Source organism: Bradyrhizobium sp. LeoB3, from assembly GCF_055456055.1.
This window is the reverse complement of record NZ_JBVBEF010000047.1, coordinates 15,939-37,731: the sequence shown is the minus strand read 5'-3', so window position 1 is coordinate 37,731 and position 21,793 is coordinate 15,939. Positions and strand designations below refer to the sequence as shown.

At 63.8% G+C, this 21,793-nt stretch carries 23 protein-coding genes and 1 tRNA gene; 10 read left to right on the top strand and 14 right to left on the bottom strand.

Going from position 1 to position 21,793, the window contains the following annotated elements; translation table 11 throughout:
• Positions 1 to 42 precede the first annotated feature (42 nt).
• Together ACZXDY_RS26355 and ACZXDY_RS26350 are read left to right on the top strand one after the other, a co-directional pair.
• Entirely contained in the window at positions 43 to 669 is a 627-nt protein-coding gene (locus ACZXDY_RS26355; RefSeq protein WP_028168060.1) for a carboxymuconolactone decarboxylase family protein, read from the top strand.
• A 54-nt stretch (positions 670 to 723) separates the two neighbouring features.
• Positions 724 to 2,112: an LLM class flavin-dependent oxidoreductase gene (locus ACZXDY_RS26350; RefSeq protein ID WP_464347522.1), complete on the top strand. Its 1,389-nt coding sequence runs from the start codon at positions 724 to 726 to the stop codon at positions 2,110 to 2,112.
• A gap of 102 nt (positions 2,113 to 2,214) precedes the next feature.
• On the opposite strand, the gene ACZXDY_RS26345 is transcribed toward ACZXDY_RS26350, so the two are convergent.
• The 4 genes from ACZXDY_RS26345 to ACZXDY_RS26330 all read right to left on the bottom strand — a co-directional run bounded on the left by ACZXDY_RS26345 (position 2,215) and on the right by ACZXDY_RS26330 (position 7,529).
• Positions 2,215 to 3,879, bottom strand: a complete 1,665-nt coding sequence (locus tag ACZXDY_RS26345) for a thiamine pyrophosphate-binding protein (protein ID WP_464347521.1) — start codon at positions 3,877 to 3,879, stop codon at positions 2,215 to 2,217.
• 200 nt (positions 3,880 to 4,079) lie between these two features.
• On the bottom strand, positions 4,080 to 4,562 hold the full coding sequence (locus ACZXDY_RS26340; protein WP_028168063.1) for a GFA family protein: 483 nt from the start codon (positions 4,560 to 4,562) through the stop codon (positions 4,080 to 4,082).
• A 111-nt stretch (positions 4,563 to 4,673) separates the two neighbouring features.
• Positions 4,674 to 5,801: an alkene reductase gene (locus tag ACZXDY_RS26335; RefSeq protein WP_028168064.1), complete on the bottom strand. Its 1,128-nt coding sequence runs from the start codon at positions 5,799 to 5,801 to the stop codon at positions 4,674 to 4,676.
• Positions 5,802 to 6,032: 231 nt separating this feature from the next.
• Positions 6,033 to 7,529, bottom strand: a complete 1,497-nt coding sequence (locus tag ACZXDY_RS26330; RefSeq protein ID WP_464347520.1) for an aldehyde dehydrogenase family protein — start codon at positions 7,527 to 7,529, stop codon at positions 6,033 to 6,035.
• 217 nt (positions 7,530 to 7,746) lie between these two features.
• Here ACZXDY_RS26330 and ACZXDY_RS26325 point away from each other — a divergent pair, with 217 nt between their 5' ends.
• Both ACZXDY_RS26325 and ACZXDY_RS26320 read left to right on the top strand, forming a co-directional pair.
• Entirely contained in the window at positions 7,747 to 8,598 is an 852-nt protein-coding gene (locus ACZXDY_RS26325; RefSeq protein WP_464347519.1) for an SDR family NAD(P)-dependent oxidoreductase, read from the top strand.
• A gap of 286 nt (positions 8,599 to 8,884) precedes the next feature.
• A complete protein-coding gene (locus ACZXDY_RS26320; protein ID WP_464347518.1) occupies positions 8,885 to 9,421 on the top strand; it encodes a hypothetical protein in 537 nt (178 codons plus the stop codon).
• 44 nt (positions 9,422 to 9,465) lie between these two features.
• Here the strand turns inward: ACZXDY_RS26320 and ACZXDY_RS26315 are convergent, their stop codons facing one another.
• From ACZXDY_RS26315 to ACZXDY_RS26300, 4 genes are all read right to left on the bottom strand, one after another.
• A complete protein-coding gene (locus ACZXDY_RS26315; protein WP_464347517.1) occupies positions 9,466 to 10,665 on the bottom strand; it encodes a hypothetical protein in 1,200 nt (399 codons plus the stop codon).
• Positions 10,662 to 11,714 (bottom strand): hypothetical protein, encoded by a 1,053-nt coding sequence (locus ACZXDY_RS26310; RefSeq protein ID WP_464347516.1) that lies wholly within the window; start codon positions 11,712 to 11,714, stop codon positions 10,662 to 10,664. The genes ACZXDY_RS26315 and ACZXDY_RS26310 overlap by 4 nt, the downstream gene beginning before the upstream one ends.
• Before the next feature lie 188 nt (positions 11,715 to 11,902).
• The gene (locus tag ACZXDY_RS26305) at positions 11,903 to 12,175 is read right to left on the bottom strand and encodes a YiaA/YiaB family inner membrane protein (protein ID WP_464347515.1); all 273 of its coding nucleotides are present in this window, start codon (positions 12,173 to 12,175) and stop codon (positions 11,903 to 11,905) included.
• Positions 12,176 to 12,218: 43 nt separating this feature from the next.
• Positions 12,219 to 12,914, bottom strand: a complete 696-nt coding sequence (locus tag ACZXDY_RS26300) for a PspA/IM30 family protein (RefSeq protein ID WP_464347514.1) — start codon at positions 12,912 to 12,914, stop codon at positions 12,219 to 12,221.
• Positions 12,915 to 13,016: 102 nt separating this feature from the next.
• Between ACZXDY_RS26300 and ACZXDY_RS26295 the strand changes: the two genes are divergently transcribed.
• A complete protein-coding gene (locus tag ACZXDY_RS26295) occupies positions 13,017 to 13,625 on the top strand; it encodes a TetR/AcrR family transcriptional regulator (protein ID WP_028168072.1) in 609 nt (202 codons plus the stop codon).
• 406 nt (positions 13,626 to 14,031) lie between these two features.
• Positions 14,032 to 14,514 (top strand): hypothetical protein, encoded by a 483-nt coding sequence (locus tag ACZXDY_RS26290; protein ID WP_028168073.1) that lies wholly within the window; start codon positions 14,032 to 14,034, stop codon positions 14,512 to 14,514.
• A gap of 26 nt (positions 14,515 to 14,540) precedes the next feature.
• On the opposite strand, the gene ACZXDY_RS26285 is transcribed toward ACZXDY_RS26290, so the two are convergent.
• Positions 14,541 to 15,278, bottom strand: coding sequence for an energy transducer TonB family protein (locus ACZXDY_RS26285; protein ID WP_464347513.1), 738 nt, complete (start codon positions 15,276 to 15,278; stop codon positions 14,541 to 14,543).
• A 545-nt stretch (positions 15,279 to 15,823) separates the two neighbouring features.
• Here ACZXDY_RS26285 and ACZXDY_RS26280 point away from each other — a divergent pair.
• Positions 15,824 to 16,114: a hypothetical protein gene (locus tag ACZXDY_RS26280; protein WP_051397160.1), complete on the top strand. Its 291-nt coding sequence runs from the start codon at positions 15,824 to 15,826 to the stop codon at positions 16,112 to 16,114.
• Between the two features lie 196 nt (positions 16,115 to 16,310).
• Here ACZXDY_RS26280 and ACZXDY_RS26275 read toward each other — a convergent pair.
• Both ACZXDY_RS26275 and cpdR read right to left on the bottom strand, forming a co-directional pair.
• Positions 16,311 to 16,385, bottom strand: a tRNA-Val gene (locus tag ACZXDY_RS26275).
• An 81-nt stretch (positions 16,386 to 16,466) separates the two neighbouring features.
• Positions 16,467 to 16,826: a cell cycle two-component system response regulator CpdR gene (gene cpdR / locus ACZXDY_RS26270; RefSeq protein WP_027583737.1), complete on the bottom strand. Its 360-nt coding sequence runs from the start codon at positions 16,824 to 16,826 to the stop codon at positions 16,467 to 16,469.
• Positions 16,827 to 17,136: 310 nt separating this feature from the next.
• Here cpdR and ACZXDY_RS26265 point away from each other — a divergent pair, with 310 nt between their 5' ends.
• A complete protein-coding gene (locus tag ACZXDY_RS26265; protein ID WP_028162967.1) occupies positions 17,137 to 18,024 on the top strand; it encodes an N-formylglutamate amidohydrolase in 888 nt (295 codons plus the stop codon).
• Positions 18,025 to 18,229: 205 nt separating this feature from the next.
• On the opposite strand, the gene ACZXDY_RS26260 is transcribed toward ACZXDY_RS26265, so the two are convergent.
• Positions 18,230 to 18,403 (bottom strand): hypothetical protein, encoded by a 174-nt coding sequence (locus tag ACZXDY_RS26260; RefSeq protein WP_464347512.1) that lies wholly within the window; start codon positions 18,401 to 18,403, stop codon positions 18,230 to 18,232.
• A 178-nt stretch (positions 18,404 to 18,581) separates the two neighbouring features.
• Between ACZXDY_RS26260 and hisN the strand changes: the two genes are divergently transcribed.
• Positions 18,582 to 19,361, top strand: a complete 780-nt coding sequence (hisN, locus tag ACZXDY_RS26255) for a histidinol-phosphatase (RefSeq protein ID WP_028162968.1) — start codon at positions 18,582 to 18,584, stop codon at positions 19,359 to 19,361.
• Positions 19,362 to 19,373: 12 nt separating this feature from the next.
• Here the strand turns inward: hisN and ACZXDY_RS26250 are convergent, their stop codons facing one another.
• On the bottom strand, positions 19,374 to 20,264 hold the full coding sequence (locus ACZXDY_RS26250) for a LysR substrate-binding domain-containing protein (RefSeq protein WP_208823907.1): 891 nt from the start codon (positions 20,262 to 20,264) through the stop codon (positions 19,374 to 19,376).
• A 91-nt stretch (positions 20,265 to 20,355) separates the two neighbouring features.
• Here ACZXDY_RS26250 and ACZXDY_RS26245 point away from each other — a divergent pair, with 91 nt between their 5' ends.
• Positions 20,356 to 21,108 carry a sulfite exporter TauE/SafE family protein gene (locus tag ACZXDY_RS26245; protein WP_130228434.1) on the top strand — a complete coding sequence of 251 codons (753 nt, stop codon included), beginning with the start codon at positions 20,356 to 20,358 and terminating at the stop codon, positions 21,106 to 21,108.
• A gap of 15 nt (positions 21,109 to 21,123) precedes the next feature.
• Here ACZXDY_RS26245 and ACZXDY_RS26240 read toward each other — a convergent pair whose 3' ends face one another.
• On the bottom strand, positions 21,124 to 21,759 hold the full coding sequence (locus tag ACZXDY_RS26240) for a LysE family translocator (RefSeq protein ID WP_130228441.1): 636 nt from the start codon (positions 21,757 to 21,759) through the stop codon (positions 21,124 to 21,126).
• Positions 21,760 to 21,793: the final 34 nt, after the last annotated feature.

Sequence of the window (21,793 nt, the reverse complement as noted above, 5' to 3'; positions counted from 1 at the left end):
GCAGTCCGGCGTCCGTCCGGACATCAAACAGGGAGGTCATCCATGAAAACGATCCTGCGCGTCTCGGCACTTTGCATCCTGTTCACCGGCGTCGCACCGGCCGCGACCGGCGAGCGCTTTCCGGAGATCCCGCTGGAGAAGATGACCCCTGCCCAGCGCACGGTCGCGGATGCCATCATGTCCGGCCCGCGCAAAGGCATGAGCGGACCGTTCAATGCCTGGTTACGCAGCCCGGAACTCGCGGACCGCTTGCAGAAGGTCGGCGAATATCTCCGTTTCAACACCTCGCTCGACAAGCGCGTCAACGAGATGGCGATCATCATGACCGCGCAATATTGGGGCTCGCAATATGAGTGGTATGCGCACGCGCCGCTCGCGCTGAAGGCGGGGCTCGATCCGAAGATCGTCGCGGCGCTCGGTGCCGGCCGCAAGCCCGAAAACATGAAGGAGGATGAAGCGATCGTCTGGGAGTTCACTACCCAGCTCCGCCGCGACCATGGCGTCGACGATGCGATCTACCAGAAAGCGGTTGCAAAATTCGGCGAACAGGGCGTGATGGATTTGGTCGCGGTGAACGGCTATTACGATGTGGTGTCGATGACGCTCAACGTTGCGCATGTCATGCCGCCGGCCGGTGAGGAACTGCCGTTCAGGCAGGCCGGACGATAAATTTCTTCCACGCTTTGGCGCGGCAGCGATGCCGCGCTTCTCAGATTGCCCACGATGACAAAACAAATCCGGCTCAACGCCTTTGCCATGAACTGCGTGGCGCATCAGTCGCCGGGATTGTGGACCCATCCGCGCGACCGCACCGCGGAGTATAACCGCCTGCCCTACTGGCTCGATCTCGCCAAGACTCTGGAGCGCGGCCGGTTCGACGGTCTGTTCCTGGCCGACGTGCTCGGCGTCTACGACGTGTTCGGCGGCGGCCCGGACGCTGCGCTGCGCAATGCCGCGCAGACGCCGGTGAACGATCCCCTGCTGCTGGTTCCGGCGATGGCCGCGGTGACGAAGCATCTCGGCTTCGGTGTCACCAGCAATCTCTCCTTCGAGCCGCCCTACACATTAGCCCGGCGGATGTCGACGCTCGATCATCTGACCGAAGGCCGCGTCGGCTGGAACGTGGTGACCGGCTATCTCGACTCTGCCGCGCGCGGCGCCGGCAAGGACAAGCAGACGGCGCATGACGACCGCTACGAGATCGCCGACGAATATATGGAAGTGGTCTACAAGCTCTGGGAAGGATGCTGGGAAGACGACGCTGCGATCCGCGATCGCGCGCGCAGCATCTTCACCGATCCCGCCAAGGTGCATCCCGTCAAGCACGAGGGGAAGAATTATCGCCTCAACGCGCTGCATTTGAGCGAGCCGTCGCCGCAGCGCACGCCGGTGCTCTATCAGGCCGGCACCTCGCCGCGCGGCCGGCAGTTCGCCGCCGAGCATGCCGAATGCGTGTTCATGTCGGGACCGTCGGCCAAGGTGATCGCGCCGCGAGTCTCCGCCATCCGTGAGCTTGCCGCCCAGAAGGGCCGGAATCCGGCCGAGATCCTGATGTTCAGCATGATGACCGTCATCCTCGGCCGCACCGAGGCCGAAGCAAACGCGAAATATGCCGACTATCGCAGCCACATCAGCCATGAGGGCGCGCTGACGCTGATGTCCGGCTGGACCGGCGTCGATTTCTCGACCTACGGCCTCGACCAGGAAGTCCGCCATGTCCACAACGACGCCGGCCGCACCGCGATGGACAACATCACCCGCGCCGATCCCGATCGCATCTGGACCGTGCGCGAGGTCGCCGAGCATGTCGGCATCGGCGGCATCGGCCCGGTCGTGGTCGGCACACCGGAAAAGGTCGCCGATGACATCGAGCGCTGGTTCGAACAGACCGACGTCGATGGCCTCAACGTCGCGTTTGCGATCTCGCCCGGCGATTTCGAGGATATTTCCGACATGCTGGTGCCGGAGCTGACCCGCCGCGGCCGATACAAGCAGGACTATGTACAAGGCACGCTGCGCGAGAAATTGTTCGGCGCGGGCCGCGCAAGGCTCACGAACGAGCACCCCGCCAGCCGCTACCGCATCAAGCCGCACGCCGCGGCGGCGGAATAAATCGAAGAATCGTAGGGTGGGCAAAGCGCAGCGTGCCCACCTTTCTTGCACCGAACGTGGATGGTGGGCACGCTTCGCTTTGCCCACCCTACGACTCGTGGCTCAATTCACCGAATTACTGACCACCACCTCGATCAGCTTCGTACCCGGCCGGCCGAACGCGGAGCGCATCGCGCTCTTGAGTTCGCGGGGATCGGTGATCCGGATCGCTTCCAATCCAAGCGACTTCGCAACGCCAGTAAAATCAACCGGCGGGTCGACGAAATCCATGCCGACATAGTGATCATCGCCGTGGAAGGCGAGGAGGCGCTGCTTGATGATGCGGTAGCCGCCATTGTTGACGATGACGAACGTCAGCGGCAGCTTGTGGTTGGCCGCGGTCCACAGCGACTGGATCGAATACATCGCGCTGCCGTCGCCGGAGAAGCACACCACCGGTCGCTGCGGATTGGCGAGGCTGACGCCGACCGATGCCGGCAATCCCCAGCCGATGCCGCCGGAGGCGAGCGCGTGATAGCCATAGCGGTCGCGGTGCGGGCGCAGCGCAATCATCTGGCGCGACGAGGTCAGGCCTTCATCGACCAGGATCGCATTGTCAGGCATCGCCTCGACAACCTGCAGCGCCAGCCAGTCCGGATCGATCGGCGAGGTGCCCTCGGCTTTCGAGATCTGGTCGACCAGCGCCTTGCGCTTCGCGGCCCAGTTTTTTGACGCCAGCGCCGCAACGCCCTGCTTTGCCCGCGCTTCCAGCGCGCCGCCGCCCGCCGCTTTCAGCGCCGGGATCAGCGCACGCAGGGTTTCCTTCACGTCGGCCTTCAGCGCAATCTCCGCGCCGTAGTTCTTGGCGAGGTCCCAGTCGACCAGACCGACCTGCACGATCCCGAGCCCATCCGGCAGCGGATCGATCTCGCTATAAACCGACATCCGCAGGGGATCGCCGCCGAGTGCGATGATGAGGTCGTAGGGCGCGAGCGTCTCCCGCGCAAGTTTCTGAACCCGAGCGATCGCGCCCATGAAGCACGGGCTTTCGGAGAGGAAGTGCGCGCCATAGGGCGTCGAAGATTGATAGGCCGGCGCGCCGAGCGTTTCCGCGAGTTCGGCGGCTTCCTGCAGCGCATCGCTCTTGACGATCTCATCGCCGGTGACGATCACCGGCCGCTCGGCTTTGAGGATGCGCGCGACCAGCGCCTGCAGCGATTCATCTGACGGCTTCACCCGCGTGTCGACGCGGGTCGCCCGGCCGACCTCGATGCCGGCTTCGGAATTGAGGATATCGCCGGGCAGCGAGATGAACACCGGTCCGGTCGGCGGCGTGGTCGCGACTTTGGCGGCGCGGCGCACGATGCGCGGCAGATCCTCCAGTCGCGTCACCTCGACCGCCCATTTCACCAGCGGCTCCGCCATCTGCACCAGCGGCCCATAGAGCACCGGCTCCGTCAAGCCGTGGCCCTGCTCCTGCTGGCCGGCAGTGAGGATCAACGGCGTGCCGGTGAATTTGGCGTTGAACAGCGAGCCCATCGCGTTGCCGAGACCGGGCGCGACATGGACGTTGCAGGCGACGAGCTTGCCGGAGGCGCGGCTGAAGCCGTCGGCCATCGCCACCACCAGGCTCTCCTGCATCGCCATCACATAGGTGAGGTCGGGATGGTCTTTCAGCGCATGCATGATCGGCAATTCGGTGGTACCGGGATTGCCGAACAGATGCGTGATGCCCTCGTCCTTCAACAGCGCCAGGAACGCCGAACGCCCGGTAATGCGATTCTTCATGTCTCCTCCTACCCTCGGGCTCATTGGCGCGCGGGATGAGGCATCATGACCAAACTTGCACGCCCCGAGCAATCGCGCCTGCGCTCATGGCTGCCTTGCGATGCAGCGCCGTAGGACCGTAGCCCGGATGGAGCGCAGTGTAATCCGGGGAGCCACGGGCGAACCCGGGTTGCGCTGCGCTCCACCCGGGCTACGAAAATTCAAAACATCCCCTCGCGATCGGGGCGCTTCTTCTTTTTCGAGCGATGCCAGACCACGCCGGGATAACCCTTCAATGGCACCAGCGGTTCGCCGGTATAGGCCCACTCCTGCAGCTCTTCGATCGCGACGTGATAGAGCGGCTGCCGGCCGGTACGGCCCAGGAACAGCGCGCGCGGAATGTTCACCATGTGCGGCGAGCGAGCGCGCTCGTAAAATAGAGGCGTCCCGCAGGTCGCGCAGAAGCTGCGCACGGTCTTCGTCGCGTCATCCTCGTAGCGCGTGATCGCATCCTTCCCCGCGACGATGCGGAACCGCTTGCGCCAGCTCCCGACATAGGTCGCATAGGCCGCCCCATGCGCGCGGCGGCTCGGCGCGGAATGATCATGCCAGGCCCAGCGCGCCGGCACGTCGATCTCGAGCCGAACTGCGCCGCACAGGCATTGGCCCGACGCGATCCCTCCTGCAGCGGCTGCTTTGGCCATTGTCGCTCCTCGTTTTCCTCGTCATTGCGAGGAGCGGAAGCGACGAAGCAATCCATCTCTCCACGCGCGGAACCATGGATTGCTTCGCTACGCTCGCAATGACGGCGGTGTTTACGCCTGCGCCATCTCGTCGTGCACGGGATAATCCGTATATCCCTTCTCCTCGCCGCCGTAGAACGTCGCGCGATTATACGGTGTGATCGGATAGCTGCGCTGCAGGCGGCGCGGCAGGTCCGGATTGGAGATGAAGATGCGGCCGAAGGCGATCGCATCCGCGTGTCCCGCGGCGATTGCGGCATCCGCGGTCTCGCCGGTGAAGCCGCCGGCTGTGATCAGGACGCCGCTCCACATCGGGCGATACAGCACCATCGCCGAGGGCACGTTCTGGTGATTGACCTCGGCGCGGCCAGCGCCGGAGGAACGCGGCTCGATGAAGTGCAGATAGGCCAGCCCAAGCGGATCCAGCTGCTTGATGGCGTGGCTGTACAGCGGCATCGGGTCGGCCTCGCCGCTGCCATTGGCGATGCCATAAGGCGACAGCCGCACCCCGACGCGGTTCGCGCCCCAGACCTCGACAACGGCCCTGGTCACGTCCATCAGGAAGCGCACGCGGTTCTCGATCGACCCGCCATACTGGTCGGTGCGCAGGTTGCTGCGCGATTGCAGGAACTGCTCGATCAGATAGCCGTTGGCGCCGTGGATCTCGACGCCGTCGAAGCCGGCTTTCAGTGCGTTCCTCGCGCCCTCGCGATAGGCCTCAATGACGCCGGGAATCTCGGAGGTCTCGAGCGCGCGCGGGGTCTCGTAATCGACCACCTTGCCGTCCGCCGTCATCGCCTTGAACTCGGAGGAGATCGCCACCGCTGATGGCGCGACCGGCAGCGCGCCGCCAGGCTGGAACGAGGAATGCGAGACGCGGCCGACATGCCAGAGCTGCAGGAAGATGATGCCGCCCTTGGCATGCACGGCGTCGACTACTTTCCGCCAGCCGGCAATTTGCTGCTCGCTGTAGATGCCGGGAATGCCGGGACTGCCGAACCCGGTATTCACGACAGGCGAGGCTTCCGCAATGATCAGCCCACCCGGCGTAGCGCGCTGAGCGTAATATTCCACGTTCAGCGGCCGCGGCGCGAGCGACGGTTTTTCGGCGCGCATCCGCGTCAAGGGCGCCATCACCACGCGGTGCTGGAGCTGGTACGGTCCGATCTTGAGAGGAGAGAAAAGCGACGGGAATTTCATGCCTGCCCCGATATTTGTGTTGTCGTTGCCGGCACTATAGGGGAGGCGCGCGCCGCTGAAAAGCAAGTGGCGGCCTATCGCCGATAAGCCGTCATTCCGGGGCGCGCGAAGCGCGAGCTATGATGTGCAATTGCACATCAGAGAATCCATTTGTCCACGCAATCTGCGGCCCGATGGATTCCGGGCCTGCGCCTTTCGGCGCATCCCGGAATGACGAGAGAGGTGTTCGTTTCAGGCCGTCTTGATCCAGACCGCCTTGACGTTGAGATATTCCTCCAAATGCTGCTTGCCGGATTCACGGCCGTAGCCGCTCATCTTGTAGCCGCCGAACGGCACCGCCGGGTCCATCGCCTGGTAGCAGTTGACCCAGACCGAGCCGGCGCGCAGCGCGCGCGCAACCTGGTGCGCCTTGCTGACATTGGTGGTCCACACGCCGCTGCCGAGGCCGAACATCGTCGCATTGGCGCGCTGGATCAGTTCATCCGTGTCCTTGAAGGCGATCGCGGAGATGACGGGCCCGAAGATCTCCTCCTGCGCAATGCGCATATTGTCCTGCACATTGGCGAACACCGTCGGCTGCACGAAATAGCCTTTTGCCAATGGCCCTTCGGTCAGCCGCGCGCCGCCGGCAACAGCCCTCGCGCCTTCCTTCTGGCCGATATCGAGATAGTCACTGACACGATCCATCTGCTGTTGCGACACCAGGGGGCCGATCTGCGTGTTCGGATCGATGCCGTTGCCGACCTGCAGCTTCTTGCCGAATTCGGCGACACGGCCGACGAACTCGTCATAGACCTTCTGCTCGACGAACAACCGCGTACCCGCGCTGCAGATCTGCCCGGAATTGGCGAACACCGCCATCGCCGCGCCCGGCACCGCCTGGTCGAGATCGGCATCGGCGAACACGATGTCCGGCGACTTGCCGCCGAGCTCGAGCGAGACGCGCTTGAGGTTGCCGGCCGACGCCCGCACGATCGCTTGGCCCGTGACGTGCGAACCGGTGAAGGCGACCTTGTCGACGCCCGGATGTGAGGAGAGCGCCGCGCCTGCGGTCTCGCCGTATCCCGGCACCACATTGACGACACTAGGCGGAATGCCGGCTTCCATGCAGAGCTCGGCAAGCCGCAGCGACGTCAGCGGCGCTTCTTCCGCCGGCTTCAGCACCACCGTGCAGCCGGTCGCAATCGCCGGGCCGATCTTCCAGACCGTCGCCGCCAAGGGCCCGTTCCAGGGAATGATCGCACCGACCACGCCGACCGGCTCCTTTAAGGTGTAGGAGAAGATCTCGCCCGGCAGCGAGTTCTCGATGGTCTCGCCATGCAGCGCGGTCGCCTGCCCGGCATAATAACGAAGCATGCCGAGCACGCGCAGGCGGTTGCCGCGGGTGCGGCTGATCGGCGCGCCCATGTCGAGCGTATCGAGCTGCGACAGTTCCTCGAAGTTCTTCTCCACCAGGTCGGCGAGCTTCAAGAGCATGCTCTGCCGCTCGAACGGCTTGACCTTGCTCCACGGGCCCTCGAAGGCACGACGCGCCGCTGCCACCGCGCGGTTGATGTCTTCGGCATCGCCTTCGGCCACCGTCGCGAGCAATTCGCCGGTCGCGGGATTGTGGGTCTCGAACTTTTTACCGGAGGCCGCATCGACCCATTGGCCGTCGATCAGCATCTTCTTGTAGGAACCGTCCGCGTAGGGGTGACGCGTGATCGGAATTGCCTGTGTGACAGCCATGTTTGCACTCCCTTGATATGGAACGAGATTTATATGACGGGCCTTGCAGGTTTCAGACCCGTTATATGCGGAACTCTACAACGGCGACCAGAATCCGTAAAGCAGCCGGCCTCTTGGCGGGCAGTGCGGCAATGAAGACCTCCCATGCACCTTCGCGCATGGCATGCCCGCCGTGTTAGCCTACAGATCGCTGCCACATATTTGTCGGAGAGAGACGATGCCCCACCCCGCCATGTCGCCAAATCATGTCGCCGTAATCACCGGAGGCGCGTCCGGCATCGGGCTCGCCGCCGCCATGCGCTTCGCAACTTCGGGCATGAAAGTATGCGTCGCCGACGTCAGTGCCGTCAGCCTCAAGGAAGCCGCTACAAAACTGTCATCGATCGCGCCCGGTGGCGCCGACAGCATCATGACCGAAACCGTCGACGTCAGCCGGTTCGAGGACCTCGTGAAGCTGGAAAGCGCGGTGCAACAACGGTTCGGCGGCACCGACATCCTGATGAACAATGCAGGCGTCCAGCCGGGCAGCCAGATGTTCGGTCCGCACGAGAACTGGCAGCGGATTCTCGGCGTCAATCTGTGGGGCATCATCAACGGCACGCAGGCCTTCGTGCCGCGCATGATCGAGCGCGGGCGCGATGGCCTCGTCATCAACACCGGTTCCAAACAGGGCATCACCACGCCTCCGGGCGACCCCGCCTACAACGTATCGAAGGCCGGCGTGAAGGCTTTCACCGAGGCGCTGCAGCACGAATTGCGTAATACGCCCGGCTCCCGTCTCACCGCACATCTGCTGATCCCCGGCTTCGTCTTCACCGGCCTGACCGCACGCGGCCGCGCCGAGAAGCCGGCCAGCGCCTGGACGGCCGAGCAAACGGTCGACTTCATGATCGAGCGGCTGGACGCGGGCGACTTCTACATCCTTTGCCCTGACAATGATGTGCCCCGGCAGCTCGACGAGCGGCGCATCCTCTGGGCCGTCGGCGACATCGTCGAGAACCGTCCCGCACTGTCGCGCTGGCATCCGGATTATGCGGATGCTTTCGCGGCGTTCGTAAAGGGAAAATAGTCGCCGCCTCACGGATATCGAGCAGCGCTGCAGCGCTCCTCCATGCGAATTCCGGGACCGCGACCGCAGCTTTCGCGCCGCGGTCGCTTTTTCGCCCGCAACAAAGCGGGCGTTTTCATTTCCGATGTAATACCGCGGCGCTGCTCCGACTGCGCCGTTCAATTCTCTCTAAACTGGAATTTAAAGACGCTCGCACGGAGTTGAGCGGTGTGCGCATCGCGATCTCGCAAATGATCGCCACCTCATCATGATCGCGGGCTGGGTGCGATACTGACGGAGTGGTGTAATGTTACGCAAGATGGTTATCGCATTGTTGGCGGCTGCATCGGTTGGTCTTGCGGCGGCGCCGACGGTGGCGTTGGCACGTGGTGGCGGAGGCGGCGGCGGCCATGGTGGCGGCTTTGGCGGTGGCGGCGGCTTCCACGGCGGCGGATTTGGTGGCGGCGGCTTTCATGGCGGCGGATTTGGCGGTGGCGGATTCCATGGCGGCTTCGGCGGCGGTGGTTTCCGCGGCGGCTTTGCCGGCGGCGGATTCCACAACGCCTTCGGCGGTATTCATCAGGGCTTCGGCGGATTCCGTGGTGGCGGCTTCCGCGGCCGCGGCTTCCATGGACGGCGCTTCGCCTTCGGCACGGGCTTCGGCCTCGGCTTGTACGATCCCTATTATTACGACGACTATGCCTACGACTATCCGTACGGCTATGGCTACCCGTATTACGGCTACGGCGACACCTATTACGACAACGGCAATTGCTATGTCGTGAATCGCCGCGTCCACACCACGCACGGCTGGCGTACACAGCCGACGCAGGTCTGCGGCTGATAGGCGAGCGGAGATCCAAAGGGGCCGGCGGATTTCCGCCGACCTCACACCGTCTCTGGCGTCAGCGCCAGCAACCGCCGCACCAGTGCGAGCGCGGTTTCGGTGGCGGGATCGGCTGATGTGACGGGCACGGCGAGCACGATCAGGTCGACCGGATCATGCGAGAGCACGATCACATGCGTGGCGCTGTTGGCCGCAATCAGCGAGAGCACGCGCTCGACCGCGGCGTCGTCAGGTGAAAATCCCCAGGGCGCACCCGACCGGCGCAGCAGCCGCTGCGTAGCGAACAATTCCCGCAAGCGCGGCGGATCGTAACTGGCGAGCTCGGCCTCGCTGTAGCGCCGCGCGTGCTCGAAGATCGGATGCCGCGCCAGTTCGGCGATCAGTTCGTCACGCGTCCTCGCCGTCGACAGCGCTGCCGCATTCAAGACCCCCGGCTCCTGCGCCTCGAACACCGCGCGCAGCGCATCCGTCATCAGGGCGATCGTGAGCACGCCGGCGACCGCGACCGCGCAGAAGCGCTCGATCTGCGCGGCATCGACATCGCCGGCGATGAAGGCGGCGGCGATGCCGAGCAGCGCCGAGCTGCCAAGCCGCAAGGTCATCAGCGCAAGCCCGTGACGCCGCGTCTCGGCACCGCCCCCTGCGATCAGGATCACGGTCACGGTCAAGAGCGCGCCGATCGCACCCAGCCGGACCGGGATGTCCGGAAACAGCGTGCGGAAATCGGTGATCACGAACGGAATCACGATCAGCGCGCCAGCTGCGAGGCGTCCGATGCTGCGGTTTTCCGACGCCATCAGCGAAGCGCGATCGCGGCGCGCGAGCAACAAGGCACAGACGAGAAAGCCCGCAAGCTGGAACAGCGACAACGAAACAGCATAAGCCATCGTGAACCGGGCAAGCCCGAGCGCGCCGCCAAGGCCGAGCAGGATGCCACCGAACACCGCCAGCATCTTCACCACGCGCGGCGCATGCCGCCGCAGCATGCCTTCGGTCACGACAAGCGCGCCAAGCGGGATCAGCGCCGCCGGAATGACGCTCAGGCGATCCAGCACATCGCTGCCGCTCCACCACGCCACGCCGCGCACCAGGAACAGGAGCGCGATCACGCCGAGTCCGAACAAGAGGCGCCGCGTCAGCGGGCTGTTCGGGTCGCGCCAGTAGAACGTCATCATCGCGACGCAGAGCCCGATCGCACCGCAGAGATTGACGATGGAATCGGCGACGATCCCGGGATTCATCGGCGCCCATCCTTGTCGCGAGAACGCGGCCGCAGCGAGCCGAACGCGCGCGTGTCATCCAACCAGTGGAAGAACGGTAACACCAGCCGCTGCAACGCCAGCACGGCGGAGGCGGCAATCAGCGCCGGCAGCGAGCCCGCCGGCACCTCGCTGGTCAGATAGCGCCGCGCGCCGGCCAGATCGATGCGGCCGAGCTGCAGTACGTCATCGCCGCGCGCATAATCGAGCTCGCGAGCGCAGAACTCGCCATAGATCGCATTGCGGTGCTTTGGCGCGATCTCGAAGCTCTTCTTCAGCGCATCCGAGCCGCCGGTGTAGGCATTGGTGATGACGAAGCGCTCTTCGTCAAAGCCGGCCTCGGAACCGACACCAAACACCGCGCGATGACGCGCCATGATCCCGCGCGCGAGCTGCAGATGCGCAAAACTGCGCCGCGCGCCTGATAGCGGCGACGGGTACACATCGGAAAATGTCTCACAGACCATGCCGACCACCGCCGGCACCTGCGTGACATTGGAAATCCATTTCGGACGCAGCCCGTCGCGCGCGAACAGCACCAGTGCGGTCATGCCATAGAGCACCCAGGACAGCCCCTGCCCGCGCACGTCAGGGTCGACCATGACGAGGCCGAGATGGGTGACGTCGATCGGTGCGCCGTCGAGCTCGACCTCCATCACCGACAGCGCATTGAAGGCGATCGGCCGTTCGGTTTCCTCCTCGGAGATCAGCGTGACGATGGCGCGCGCGAGACGCTCTGGCTCGCCGGAGAAGATGCCGTACGTCAGGCTCTCCTGCGGCAGCGTCTTGGCGGCCACGACGCGGAGCTGCGAGACCAGTGCCGCCAATTCCTCCTGCGGCAGCGAGACGCCCGGACGCTCGACGATGCGCGTGCGAAGGCCCGCATGCGTGCGCAAGGTGAGATCGATGTTTGGCTGCGACAACGCCTTGAGCCAGAAGGTGGCGTGGCCAGGCAGGCGCGCCAGTGCCACGCCGGCTTTGCCAAATCTTTCCCGCAAGCGCGAGACCGAGATTCTACTCCAAGACGCCATGCCGCTGCCCGTTGTCGGGCCAGATTACTGCCCTTCGCCCATTAAGGCGCTGTAAGCGCCAGGCGGCGCTCATGGTGAGAAGGTAAATGCTCCCTTGCGCGCCGTCATCGATGCATCCTCGCGGCAAAAAGCGGCGGATGCCAGACATCCGCCGCCTCGCGAAGTTCGTTCCATCTCCGGCTGCCTGGTCAGGCCGCCTTGGACACTTCCATCAGGATCCGTTCAGCCTTGGCGTCTTCGAGCCGGTTCACCAGGCGGTCGCTCTCATGCACGTCGCGCATCGTCTTGGTCATGGTGATGCAGGACTGAACCAGCATCAGGAAACCCATCATCAGATAACCCTTGATGGAAAGGTCGGCCGGCAGAAGCCAGATGCCGATACCAACCATGAAAGCCGAAGCGGCGAACGAGACGTAAGTAAAGGTAATCCAGGCGGGGCTGTGTTGGGTATTCTGCTTCATGACAGTCTCCTAATTGAATGAATGATATTGAAAGCTTCACAGTTCAGGCAGCAGGTGCGCGCTTGGCTCTCAGCCTTGCGAGCACGTCGTCGGCAGTCGATTTCATGCGGGGACCAAAGCCCAGCTCGGCGAGCTTCTCAGCGGTGGCGAGCGGTCCGCTGGCGGCGTCGAGTTCGATCAGCGCCTCATCGGCGGCCTGGGCTTCCATCTGCCGTTCGCGCAACTTGCGCAGCGTGTTCTCCGCCTCCGGCAGCGTGGATTCGTATGGGCGCACCGCCTCGGTGCCGCTCCGGCGCAGCGAGCGCACCGCGTCGGAAGCCCGGGCGATGCGGCGGCCGCGGTCGAGCTCGGTCAGCCGCGCCTCGGCATTGGCGACATGGCGCTTCAACCGCGCGATCTCCTGACCAAACAGCGTGCGCGCAGTCATCGCGGCGTCGCGGTCGGCTTCGAGATTGGCGATCGCCTGCGCGGCCTCCCGCGCCAGATCCTCACGGCCGCCTTCCAGCGCGGCCGTGGCGCGCAGCTCGAGATCGCCGATCCGCGCGTTGGTCGCCTCGAGCCGACGGCCCTCCTGCTGGTCTCCGGCAATCGCCAGCGCCAGCGTTCGCTTGGAGCGATCGACGGCAGAGGCCGCGTCGCGCATCTGGTGGTCGAGGATGAGGAGGGCCGAGCGATCCTGCAGCTCCTCCTCCGCCGCGGCCAAGGTGCCGCGGAAAAGAGTGAAAACGGTTTTGAACATTTGCCAGCTCCCTGTTATGAGCATTGCTCACATCATCTTTGTAGCTGGAACTTGAGCGCGCTTCAATAAACTCTTGAGCAACGCTCACAATGTGATTGACAAATGTCCAAGGCCCTGGAACGACGAGCCAAAAACCGCGAACGGCTGATCGAAGCGGCAGAGCGGTCGATCGCCGCCAGCGGATTGGCCGGCCTGAAGACGCGCGATCTCGCCAGCGAACTCGGCATCGCCAATGGCGCGGTCTACAATCTGGTCGAGGACGTCGACGAGCTGATCCTGCGGATAGGATCGCGCACACTCGCGCGGCTCGACGCGGCCCTCACCGCGGCGGAGCGGGACGGTCCGGCGGATCCCACCGACACGTTGGTCCGCATCGCGGTCGGCTATTGCGATTTCGCCGCCGACAATCTCGAGCTATGGCGCGCGTTGTTCGAGCACCGGATGGCGCCGGGCAAGCCGGTCCCGGACTGGGCGATCTCCGAGCAGATGGACCTGTTCGGCCACATCTACCGCCCGCTCGCCGCGCTCTTTCCCGCGCGCTCACCGCGAGAGCTGAGCGTCACGGCCCGCAGCCTGTTCTCCGCCGTCCACGGCATGGTCGCGCTGGGGCTGGAGCACAAGCTGATCGCAGTGCCCATCGAAGCCTTGCGCAGCGAAGTCGCCACCATCGTCCGCGCGATGGTCGAGGGATTGAAGGCAGCGAATTTGTAGGGTGAGCAAAGGCGCAGCGACGTGCCCACCCTCTCGCCCATCATGGTGAGGAGCGCGCAGCGCGTCTCGAACCATGAGGCGCCGCCGGTGGCCTCGCCCTTCGAGACGGTCGCTACGCGACCTCCTCAGGGTGAGGAAAAAGATTGGAATACGCAGCATGTGCAGGGTGGGCAAAGGCGCGCCTGCGACGTGCCCATCATCAAGGACTCCGCTCGCAATGGTGGCACGCTTCGCTTTGCCAGCCCCACAACTCCGGGCCCGCTCTCTCCACGTCGTCCCGGGCTTGACCTGGGACCCATAACCACAGGATGTAGTTTTGCGACGATGACTATGACCGAATCCTATCGAGACATCACGCGGCATGGCCCCGCCTTCGCGGGGACGACACGCGGAGGAGGCAGGAACGATGCGCGTTGGACCATTGGCGGCTCTCACTCTCTTTCTTTCGATCAGCGGCGCGAGCGCGGCTCCAGCTACCTCCGCTTCAGGATCGGCGGCACTGGCGCTCGCCGCCGTGGTCGCCCAATACTCGCCGATCGCCGCCGCGCCCAAGCGCACCGTCGCTTCCTTCTTCAAGGGCGACACCAATTTTCCCTATGGCGGAAAGATCTCCGTCACCGCCGATAACATCGTCTGCCGCACCAGCAATGTCGACATCACGTCGCGCTCCTGCGAGATCACCTTCAAGATCGCCAAGCGCGCGCTGAAAGGCCGCGACGCCAACGAATTGTTTGCAACCATGCTGATGGCGGGCATCCCCGCCGAAGGTGCCGCCGGATCGAACATCGCGGGCCTTTCGAAGCTGACCTGCACGATCGATCCCAAGGTGATCAAGCAAAAGGCCGGCGGCGGCGCCGACTGCACTTTCGAGCCGGGCAATCAGCCGTAGACCGTGCGGCGGTTACCGGGGTCGCTTCAGGATGGATCGAAGGCCAGTTGAATCTGGACGTTGAGGCGATCCGGAAGTTCGGCTGGGATGGATGGAAGAGGCTGCGCCCTCTTGATGGTCTCGATCGCCTCGGTATCGAGCAGTATCTGGCCGGAGCTTGTTTTCACCCAAACGCCCAGGAGGCGCCCTTTCCGGTCGATCGAGAAGAACGTTTCGACCGCGCCCTGAAGCTTATTGTGGGCCGCCGCGGGATAGCGCTGAAATCTTGCAATGTGCTTGAGCAGGCTTTGTTGAAACTTCAGCAGGGCATTATTCGGCACCACATTCGCCACGGTCGAACGACGTGAGATGCTGGGGATGCTGGGACTGGCTTCAACAGGCAGGGACGCGCGGTCGGGCGACTTGATCACAACCTCATCCCCCGCCTGATCATCCGGCTGTTCGGCTTCAGGATTCGAATGGGCGACATTCGCCGTCGTCGCCTGCGACGTTGAATCGACGGGAATCGGTGTCTCCTCGCGTTGAGGAACCAGGCGCACCTGTATTGTAGATGTCGGTCCTTGATCGACCGACGATGCGGCTGGGTGCTGTACCTTGATCCAATAGACGCCGCCGGCAAACAACAGCACCGCCAGAGCCGGGATGATGACGAGACGCGCCACTTCTGCGTTGGACCAGGCCGTCGGATCTCCTGCAGTGAGCGCGGCCTTTATCCGGTCCGTCTCCCTTGGGGGCAACGGATCATCTGAACCGTCCATCTTCATATGGCGGGCGCTTTCGCCGGGATAGGCGTGAGCTTCGCGATGCCGCGAACGCCGGCGATCGGAACGCCACGGACAGACCACCTATCGAACTGCGGTACGAACATCTCTGGAAAAGGCCAGTCCGGTCATCTGAGGCGCGCCAAGCCCCCTCAGCCAAGCATGATGGCCACCTCTCTATATAGGATTTGTGACATGCCGCTAAAACGGACTGGCGCCGGAAACCGAAACAGGCCTCCGACCGCCTGCATGGCGCGGTTCCGCGCCCTGAAACCGATATCCCCGAGGCCCGCCGTGAATCGGCGAGAGTCGCAGCGCAAACAAGCACAACCTTGGCGCGCTCGTCAGTGCACTTTGTGCCAGAGCGAAGGCAGAAAGTGTCAGGCGACGTGCGGACGTGCGGTTTGTGCCATCTCGCTCGCGCTTTCTTCGCGTCGACCGTTAACCATAGGAACACGAGCGCATGCGTTAGGACAGCCGCACTGATGGAAAGTTGCAGCGTTCCCAGATTTCAATTGCGGATATTTTATCAATTGGAGCGTCCGGTCATGATTGAACGTCGTGCCCTAGAACGTGTTCAGTTGAACCAGTTCGCATTGCTTTCGTTTAGCGGGATTTCGGGAGTTCATCCCTGCCTGGTGAGAAATCTCCACATGCGCGGTGCTGGTTTGTACTCGAATTCATTTCACTTCTTTGCCAACGACTTCCTCATGTCGTTTGACGGCTTCAAGTCGAGCACGCACTGCCACGTCGTGTGGAGGCGCGGCTACGAATGCGGCGTCGTGTTTCCTTCAGGATATCTCCATAGCGAACTCGAGATCTTATCAGCGCAGGTGTGACAGACGGCTCGTCCCAGGAAGACACGCATGCATCGCGCGGACGATGACGGCGGGGGGTCATTTGACGCTTGGATCAGATATCCAAGCCGTCGCGGCAGTCCGTCTTCGCTTTCACTTCGTTCAAGCTACGCCGGACACGCTTCGCCCTGGCCTGCTCCGCTTGGCTGCGCCACGCGTAGCCCGCCAGGGCGAAGCGTGGTGGGCGCGACAGGGATCGAACCTGTGACCCCTACCATGTCAAGGTAGTGCTCTCCCGCTGAGCTACGCGCCCGAAAAATCGGCTGGGTCGGGTTCCTATAACGGACCCCAAGCGGGCAGGCAAGGACGCTTGAAGGCGAATCTTGGCTGCCGATCAGGCCGCCAGCATCTTGTTCACTTCGCTGACCAATTCGCGCAGGTGCACGGGCTTGGCCAGCACCTTGGCGTTCTTGGGCGCCTCCGAATCGGAGTTCAGGGCGACGGCGGCGAATCCGGTGATGAACATGATCTTGATGTCGGGATCGAGTTCCGAGGCGCGGCGGGCGAGCTCGATGCCGTCCATCTCCGGCATCACGATGTCGGTCAGCAGCATCTCGAACGGCTCCTCGCGCAGCCTCTGATAGGCCGACATACCGTTATCGTGCGGGGAAACCTGGAATCCGGCGTTTTCGAGCGCCTTGACCAGGAAGCGGCGCATATCGTTGTCGTCTTCGGCGAGGAGGATTTTGGGCATGGCGTTGATTTCGTCGAATCCCGGCTTGGGAGGATCGGTCCGCACACTAAGCCCGATAGGCGGTAAATTTCGAGTGAAAGATGAGCCGGCGCGGCCGACCGGATGCTTAACTTAGTTGTGGACCGGAACGCCGCGCGAATCAATCACGTCGGGCGTTACCCGCTCTTAAGAGACATTCCAGCCCGCCTCACGATTTTTTTCGCTTGGCAGAAGGGTCGTGATTACCGACAATGCCCCCACATAAATCCTCCGTTTTTCCGGCAAAATCGTGCTGGAAGCCCCAGCGGAATCGAAGGGACGGCGCCGGACGATGAGCAGGCCTGACGGTGAATTGCCGCCTCCGTTCGAGATCGTCGAACCCGTCAATTGGCGGGCGCCGATCATCTTCAACTCGCCGCATTCGGGCTCGGTTTATCCGGCCGAATTCCTCAACGCTTCCAGGATCGATCTGACGTCGCTCAGGCGCTCGGAAGACTCCTTCATGGACGAGTTGATCGAAGGCTTGAGCGCGCGCGGCTTTCCCGTCGTGCGGGTGCATTTCCCGCGCTCCTATGTCGACGTGAACCGCGAGCCCTATGAGCTCGATCCGCGCATGTTCACGGGCCGGCTTCCAAGCTTTGCCAATACGCGCTCGATGCGGGTCGCTGGCGGGCTTGGCACGATCCCGCGCGTCGTCGGCGACGGCCAGGAGATTTATCGCGAGCGGCTCAATGTCGATGAGGCGCTGTCGCGGATCGAGGCGCTCTACAAGCCCTATCACCGGGCGCTGCGCCGGCTGATCAACAAGGCGCACCAGGCGTTCGGAACCGTTGTTGTGGTCGACTGCCACTCGATGCCGTCGATCGGGGTGTCGCGGGACGAGCCGCGCCGGCCCGACATCGTCATCGGCGACCGCTACGGCACAAGCTGCGCGCCGCTGCTCCCCGACGTGGTCGAAGACGTCATGAGCGGGCTCGGCTATTCGATCGGCCGCAACAAGCCCTATGCCGGCGGCTTCATCACCGAGCACTACGGCAACCCGGCGAGCGGGCTGCATACCGTTCAGCTCGAACTCAACCGCGCGGTCTACATGGATGAACGCCGGCGCGAGCGCGGGCCGCGCTTTGCGCAGTTGGCCGCCGATTTCGCAACCTTGGCGGAGGCGCTGGCGGAAGTCCCGCTCGGCGACCTCGGTCCGTTCCAGGCGGCAGCGGAGTAGGATCCATCGTCATTCCGGGGCGTGCGAGCGCGAACCCGTAATCCATCTCACTACCATACCTGCGGCCCGATGGATTCCGGGTTCGTCCTTCGGACGCCCCGGAATGACAGCAAAGAACCCCAAAAGAAAAAAGGGCCGCTTGAATGAACAAGCGGCCCAAGTCTAGGGAGGAAACGCCCAAGGAGGGCAGCGATAGCGCGAGGCGCTACCGCACCGCAACAATATGCGGCCGCGCCGCACAAAACGCAAGCGGTTTTAGATTCATTTCCCATGCATTATCCGCAGGGCTTGCAGACCCGTAACACAGGGCTAAAGTCGATTTTTGTCGTTTTCTTTCAATATCTTCATCAAGAAATGAACGTTTAATGCTGCTCTTCAATCGCAGCCTCCCGATTTCGTGACTGCACCTAGTACCAAAACTCATAGCGGGATGCGGCGCCCCTCTCGCGTTCAAAAATGCTGGCGACAAACCTCCTCAATGTCGGTGCGGATTATCCCGGATTGAGCTAGGCAGTAGCACTGAGTTGCCAGTTCGCTTCTCGCTTTAAGGAACAGCCGTGCCGGTCATTGATTTCACTGCCTTCATCGGCCGCCTTGCGACCGCCGCCGGCGAAACCATCCTGCCGTTCTTCCGCACCTCGCTCTCAGTCGACAATAAAAGCGCTAGCGATTTCGATCCGGTGACCGAAGCCGACCGCGCAGCAGAAGCGGTGATGCGGCGGTTGATCAAGGCCAATTTCCCCCAGCACGGCATCGTTGGCGAGGAATTCGGCAATGAGCGCGAGGACGCCGAATATGTCTGGGTGCTCGATCCGATCGACGGCACCAAGTCGTTCATCGGCGGCTTCCCGATCTGGGGCACGCTGATCGCACTGCTGCACAAGGGCACGCCGGTGTTCGGGATGATGCATCAGCCCTACATCGGCGAGCGGTTCTCCGGCGACAATGGTTCAGCCCATTACTCCGGCCCGTCCGGCGAACGGCGGCTTTCGGTCAGGCGCTGCGCGTCGCTGAAGGAGGCGACGGCCTACACCACGAGTCCGCTGTTGATGAACGCCACCGACCGGGCATGCTTTGGACGGATCGAGAGCGCCGCCAGGCTCACGCGCTATGGCGGCGACTGCTACTCCTACTGCATGCTGGCTGCCGGCCATCTCGATCTCGTGGTCGAGACAGAGCTCAAGCCGTATGACATCGCAGGCCTGATTCCGATCGTCACCGGCGCCGGCGGCATCGTCACCACCTGGGAAGGCAAGCCAGCGCAAAGCGGCGGCCGCATCATCGCCGCGGGCGACCCGCGGGTGCACGAGGCGGCGATGAAGCTGCTCAACGGTTGAGCAAGCCCCCCGTCACGATGCGGCCTTGCGCAGATAGTCGACAAGCAGCTTCGCCGGGCGCGGCAATGCCTTGAAGCTGCGCGCGCAGATCGTGAGTTTGCGGTCGGCCCAGGAGTCGCGCAGCCGGATCGACGTGATCGGCATCGACCGGGCGCAGCGCCGGGCGGCCGTCTCCGGGATCACGGCGATGCCGACATCGGCCGCGACCATCTGGCAGATCGCGTCGAAATCGCGCAGGCGCGCCCGGAACCGCAGACGGGCCCCTAACCGGGCCGCATGCTTGGCGATGTGGGCCTGCAGCGCGGTCGAGGCGGTCAGCCCGACGAAGTCATAGCCGGTCACGTCCTGGAAATCGATCTGGCGGCGGCCTGCGAGATCGCTGCGGCGCGAGGCCACCAGCGTCAGGCGATCCTCGCTGAACAGGAAGCGCTCGACGCTTTCGGGCAACGCATGCTCGGCGGCGAAGCCGAGATCCGCAGCACCGGTCGCGATCGCAGCCGCGATGTCGGCGCTCTCGCGCTCCTCGACGTCGACATTGATGTCGGGATGCTCGCGCAGGAAGGCGGCGAGCGCCCGCGGCAGATGTTCCGACAGGCCCGACGTGTTGGCGAGCAGCAGCACGCTCGCCCTGACGCCGCTGGCATAGGCGGCAAGGTCGCCGCGCAGCGCTTCGACATTGTGGATCACGATCCGCGCATGATCGAGCAGGCTTTCGCCGGCGGCGGTCAACTCGACACCGCGGCGGCCGCGCTTGAGCAGCGAGACGCCAAGCGCAGCCTCGAGCCCCTTGATCCGTTCGCTCGCGGACGCAAGTGCCAGATGAACGCGGGAAGCGCCATTGGTGATGCTGCGCGTCTCCGCCACCGCAATGAAGAGCTGCAGATCAACCAGGTCGAAACGCATACCGGGCTCTCCGCCTATCTTCGGCAAAGCCGAAGGCATTCTCCGTAATCTCCAGATTGTGCCGCTTGCGTCGATCGGTCAATGTGCCCCCATGTTCGACTCGATGCTGATTCTGATCGCCTTCGCCTTCCTGCTCGCCGGTTTCGTCAAGGGAACGCTGGGGCTTGGCCTGCCTACGGTTTCCATGGGACTGTTGGCCGTGACGATGCCGCCCGCGCAGGCGATCTCGATCGTGATCGTGCCGGCGATCGTCACCAACATTTGGCAGACCTTCGTCGGCCCTTATCTGCGCGACATCCTCAAGCGGCTATGGCCGCTGATGCTCGGCACCGTGGTCGGCATCTGGCTGAATAGCGGGCTGCTGACCGGGCCTTATGCGCCCTATGGCACCGTCGTTCTTGGTCTCCTGCTCATCATCTATGCGGTCGTGGGCCTCAGCCGCTTCAGCTTCAAGGTCGCCCGCCGCGACGAGAAATGGATCGGCGGCATCGTCGGCGTCGTGACCGGGGTGATCTCGGCGGCGACAGGCGTGCAGGTGATTCCGTCGATGCCATTCATGCAGGCGATCGGCATGGAGAAGGACGAGCTGGTGCAGGCGCTCGGCCTGTTCTTCACCACCGCAACCGTCGCCCTCGCCTTCAATCTCACCGCCGCCGGCGTATTGACCGCCGCGACCGCGCTGCCCGGGGCGGTGGCGATGGTGGCGTCCTTCGTTGGCATGTTCGTCGGGCAGGCGGTGCGGTCACGGCTGCAGCCGGAGGCGTTCCGCCGCTGGTTCCTGATCGCGATGATCCTGCTCGGGTTCTACCTCGCAGCCAGCGCGCTCGTGAAGATCCACGGCTAAGCCTCGAGGATTTCTCTAGCGCGCCTCCAGCATCGCCACCCGGAAGCCGAGATAGACGAACAGCCCGCCGAGCGTGCGGTTGATCCAGGCGATCACGCCGCTGGAGCGGCGGATCCGCATCGCCGCCCGCGCCGCAAAGGCCGCCACGCCGAAACACCACAGCGTGCCGTTGAAGACGAAGATCGCGCCGAGCAGCAGGAAGGCCGCGGTCTTGTGTGGCGAATCAGCCGCCACGAACTGCGGCAGGAAGGCGAGGAAGAACAGCGCCACCTTCGGATTGAGCGCATTGGTGAGCGCGCCCTGCCAGAACACCCGTCGCAGCGTCGGCGCCTCACCCTGAAGGGTGACATCCGCGATCACGCGCTGGCGTGACAACAGCATCTGAACGCCCGTGAACAGGAGATAGGCTGCGCCGACCCATTTGAGGGCGGTAAAGGCCAGTGAGGACGTCATCAGCAGCGCCGAAAGCCCGATCGCCGCGCCGAAGACATGAAAAAGGCAGCCACAGCTTATGCCGAGCGCGGCCGCCGCTCCGCCACGCCATCCGAGTTGCATGCTCCTGCCGATGATATAGGCGGTGTCCGGCCCCGGCGTCACGTTAAGCAGCAGCCCCGACAAGATGAAAAGCCATAGTTCGTGAATTCCGAGCATCGTCATCATCTCTCACGCGGACGTTGGCCAACGA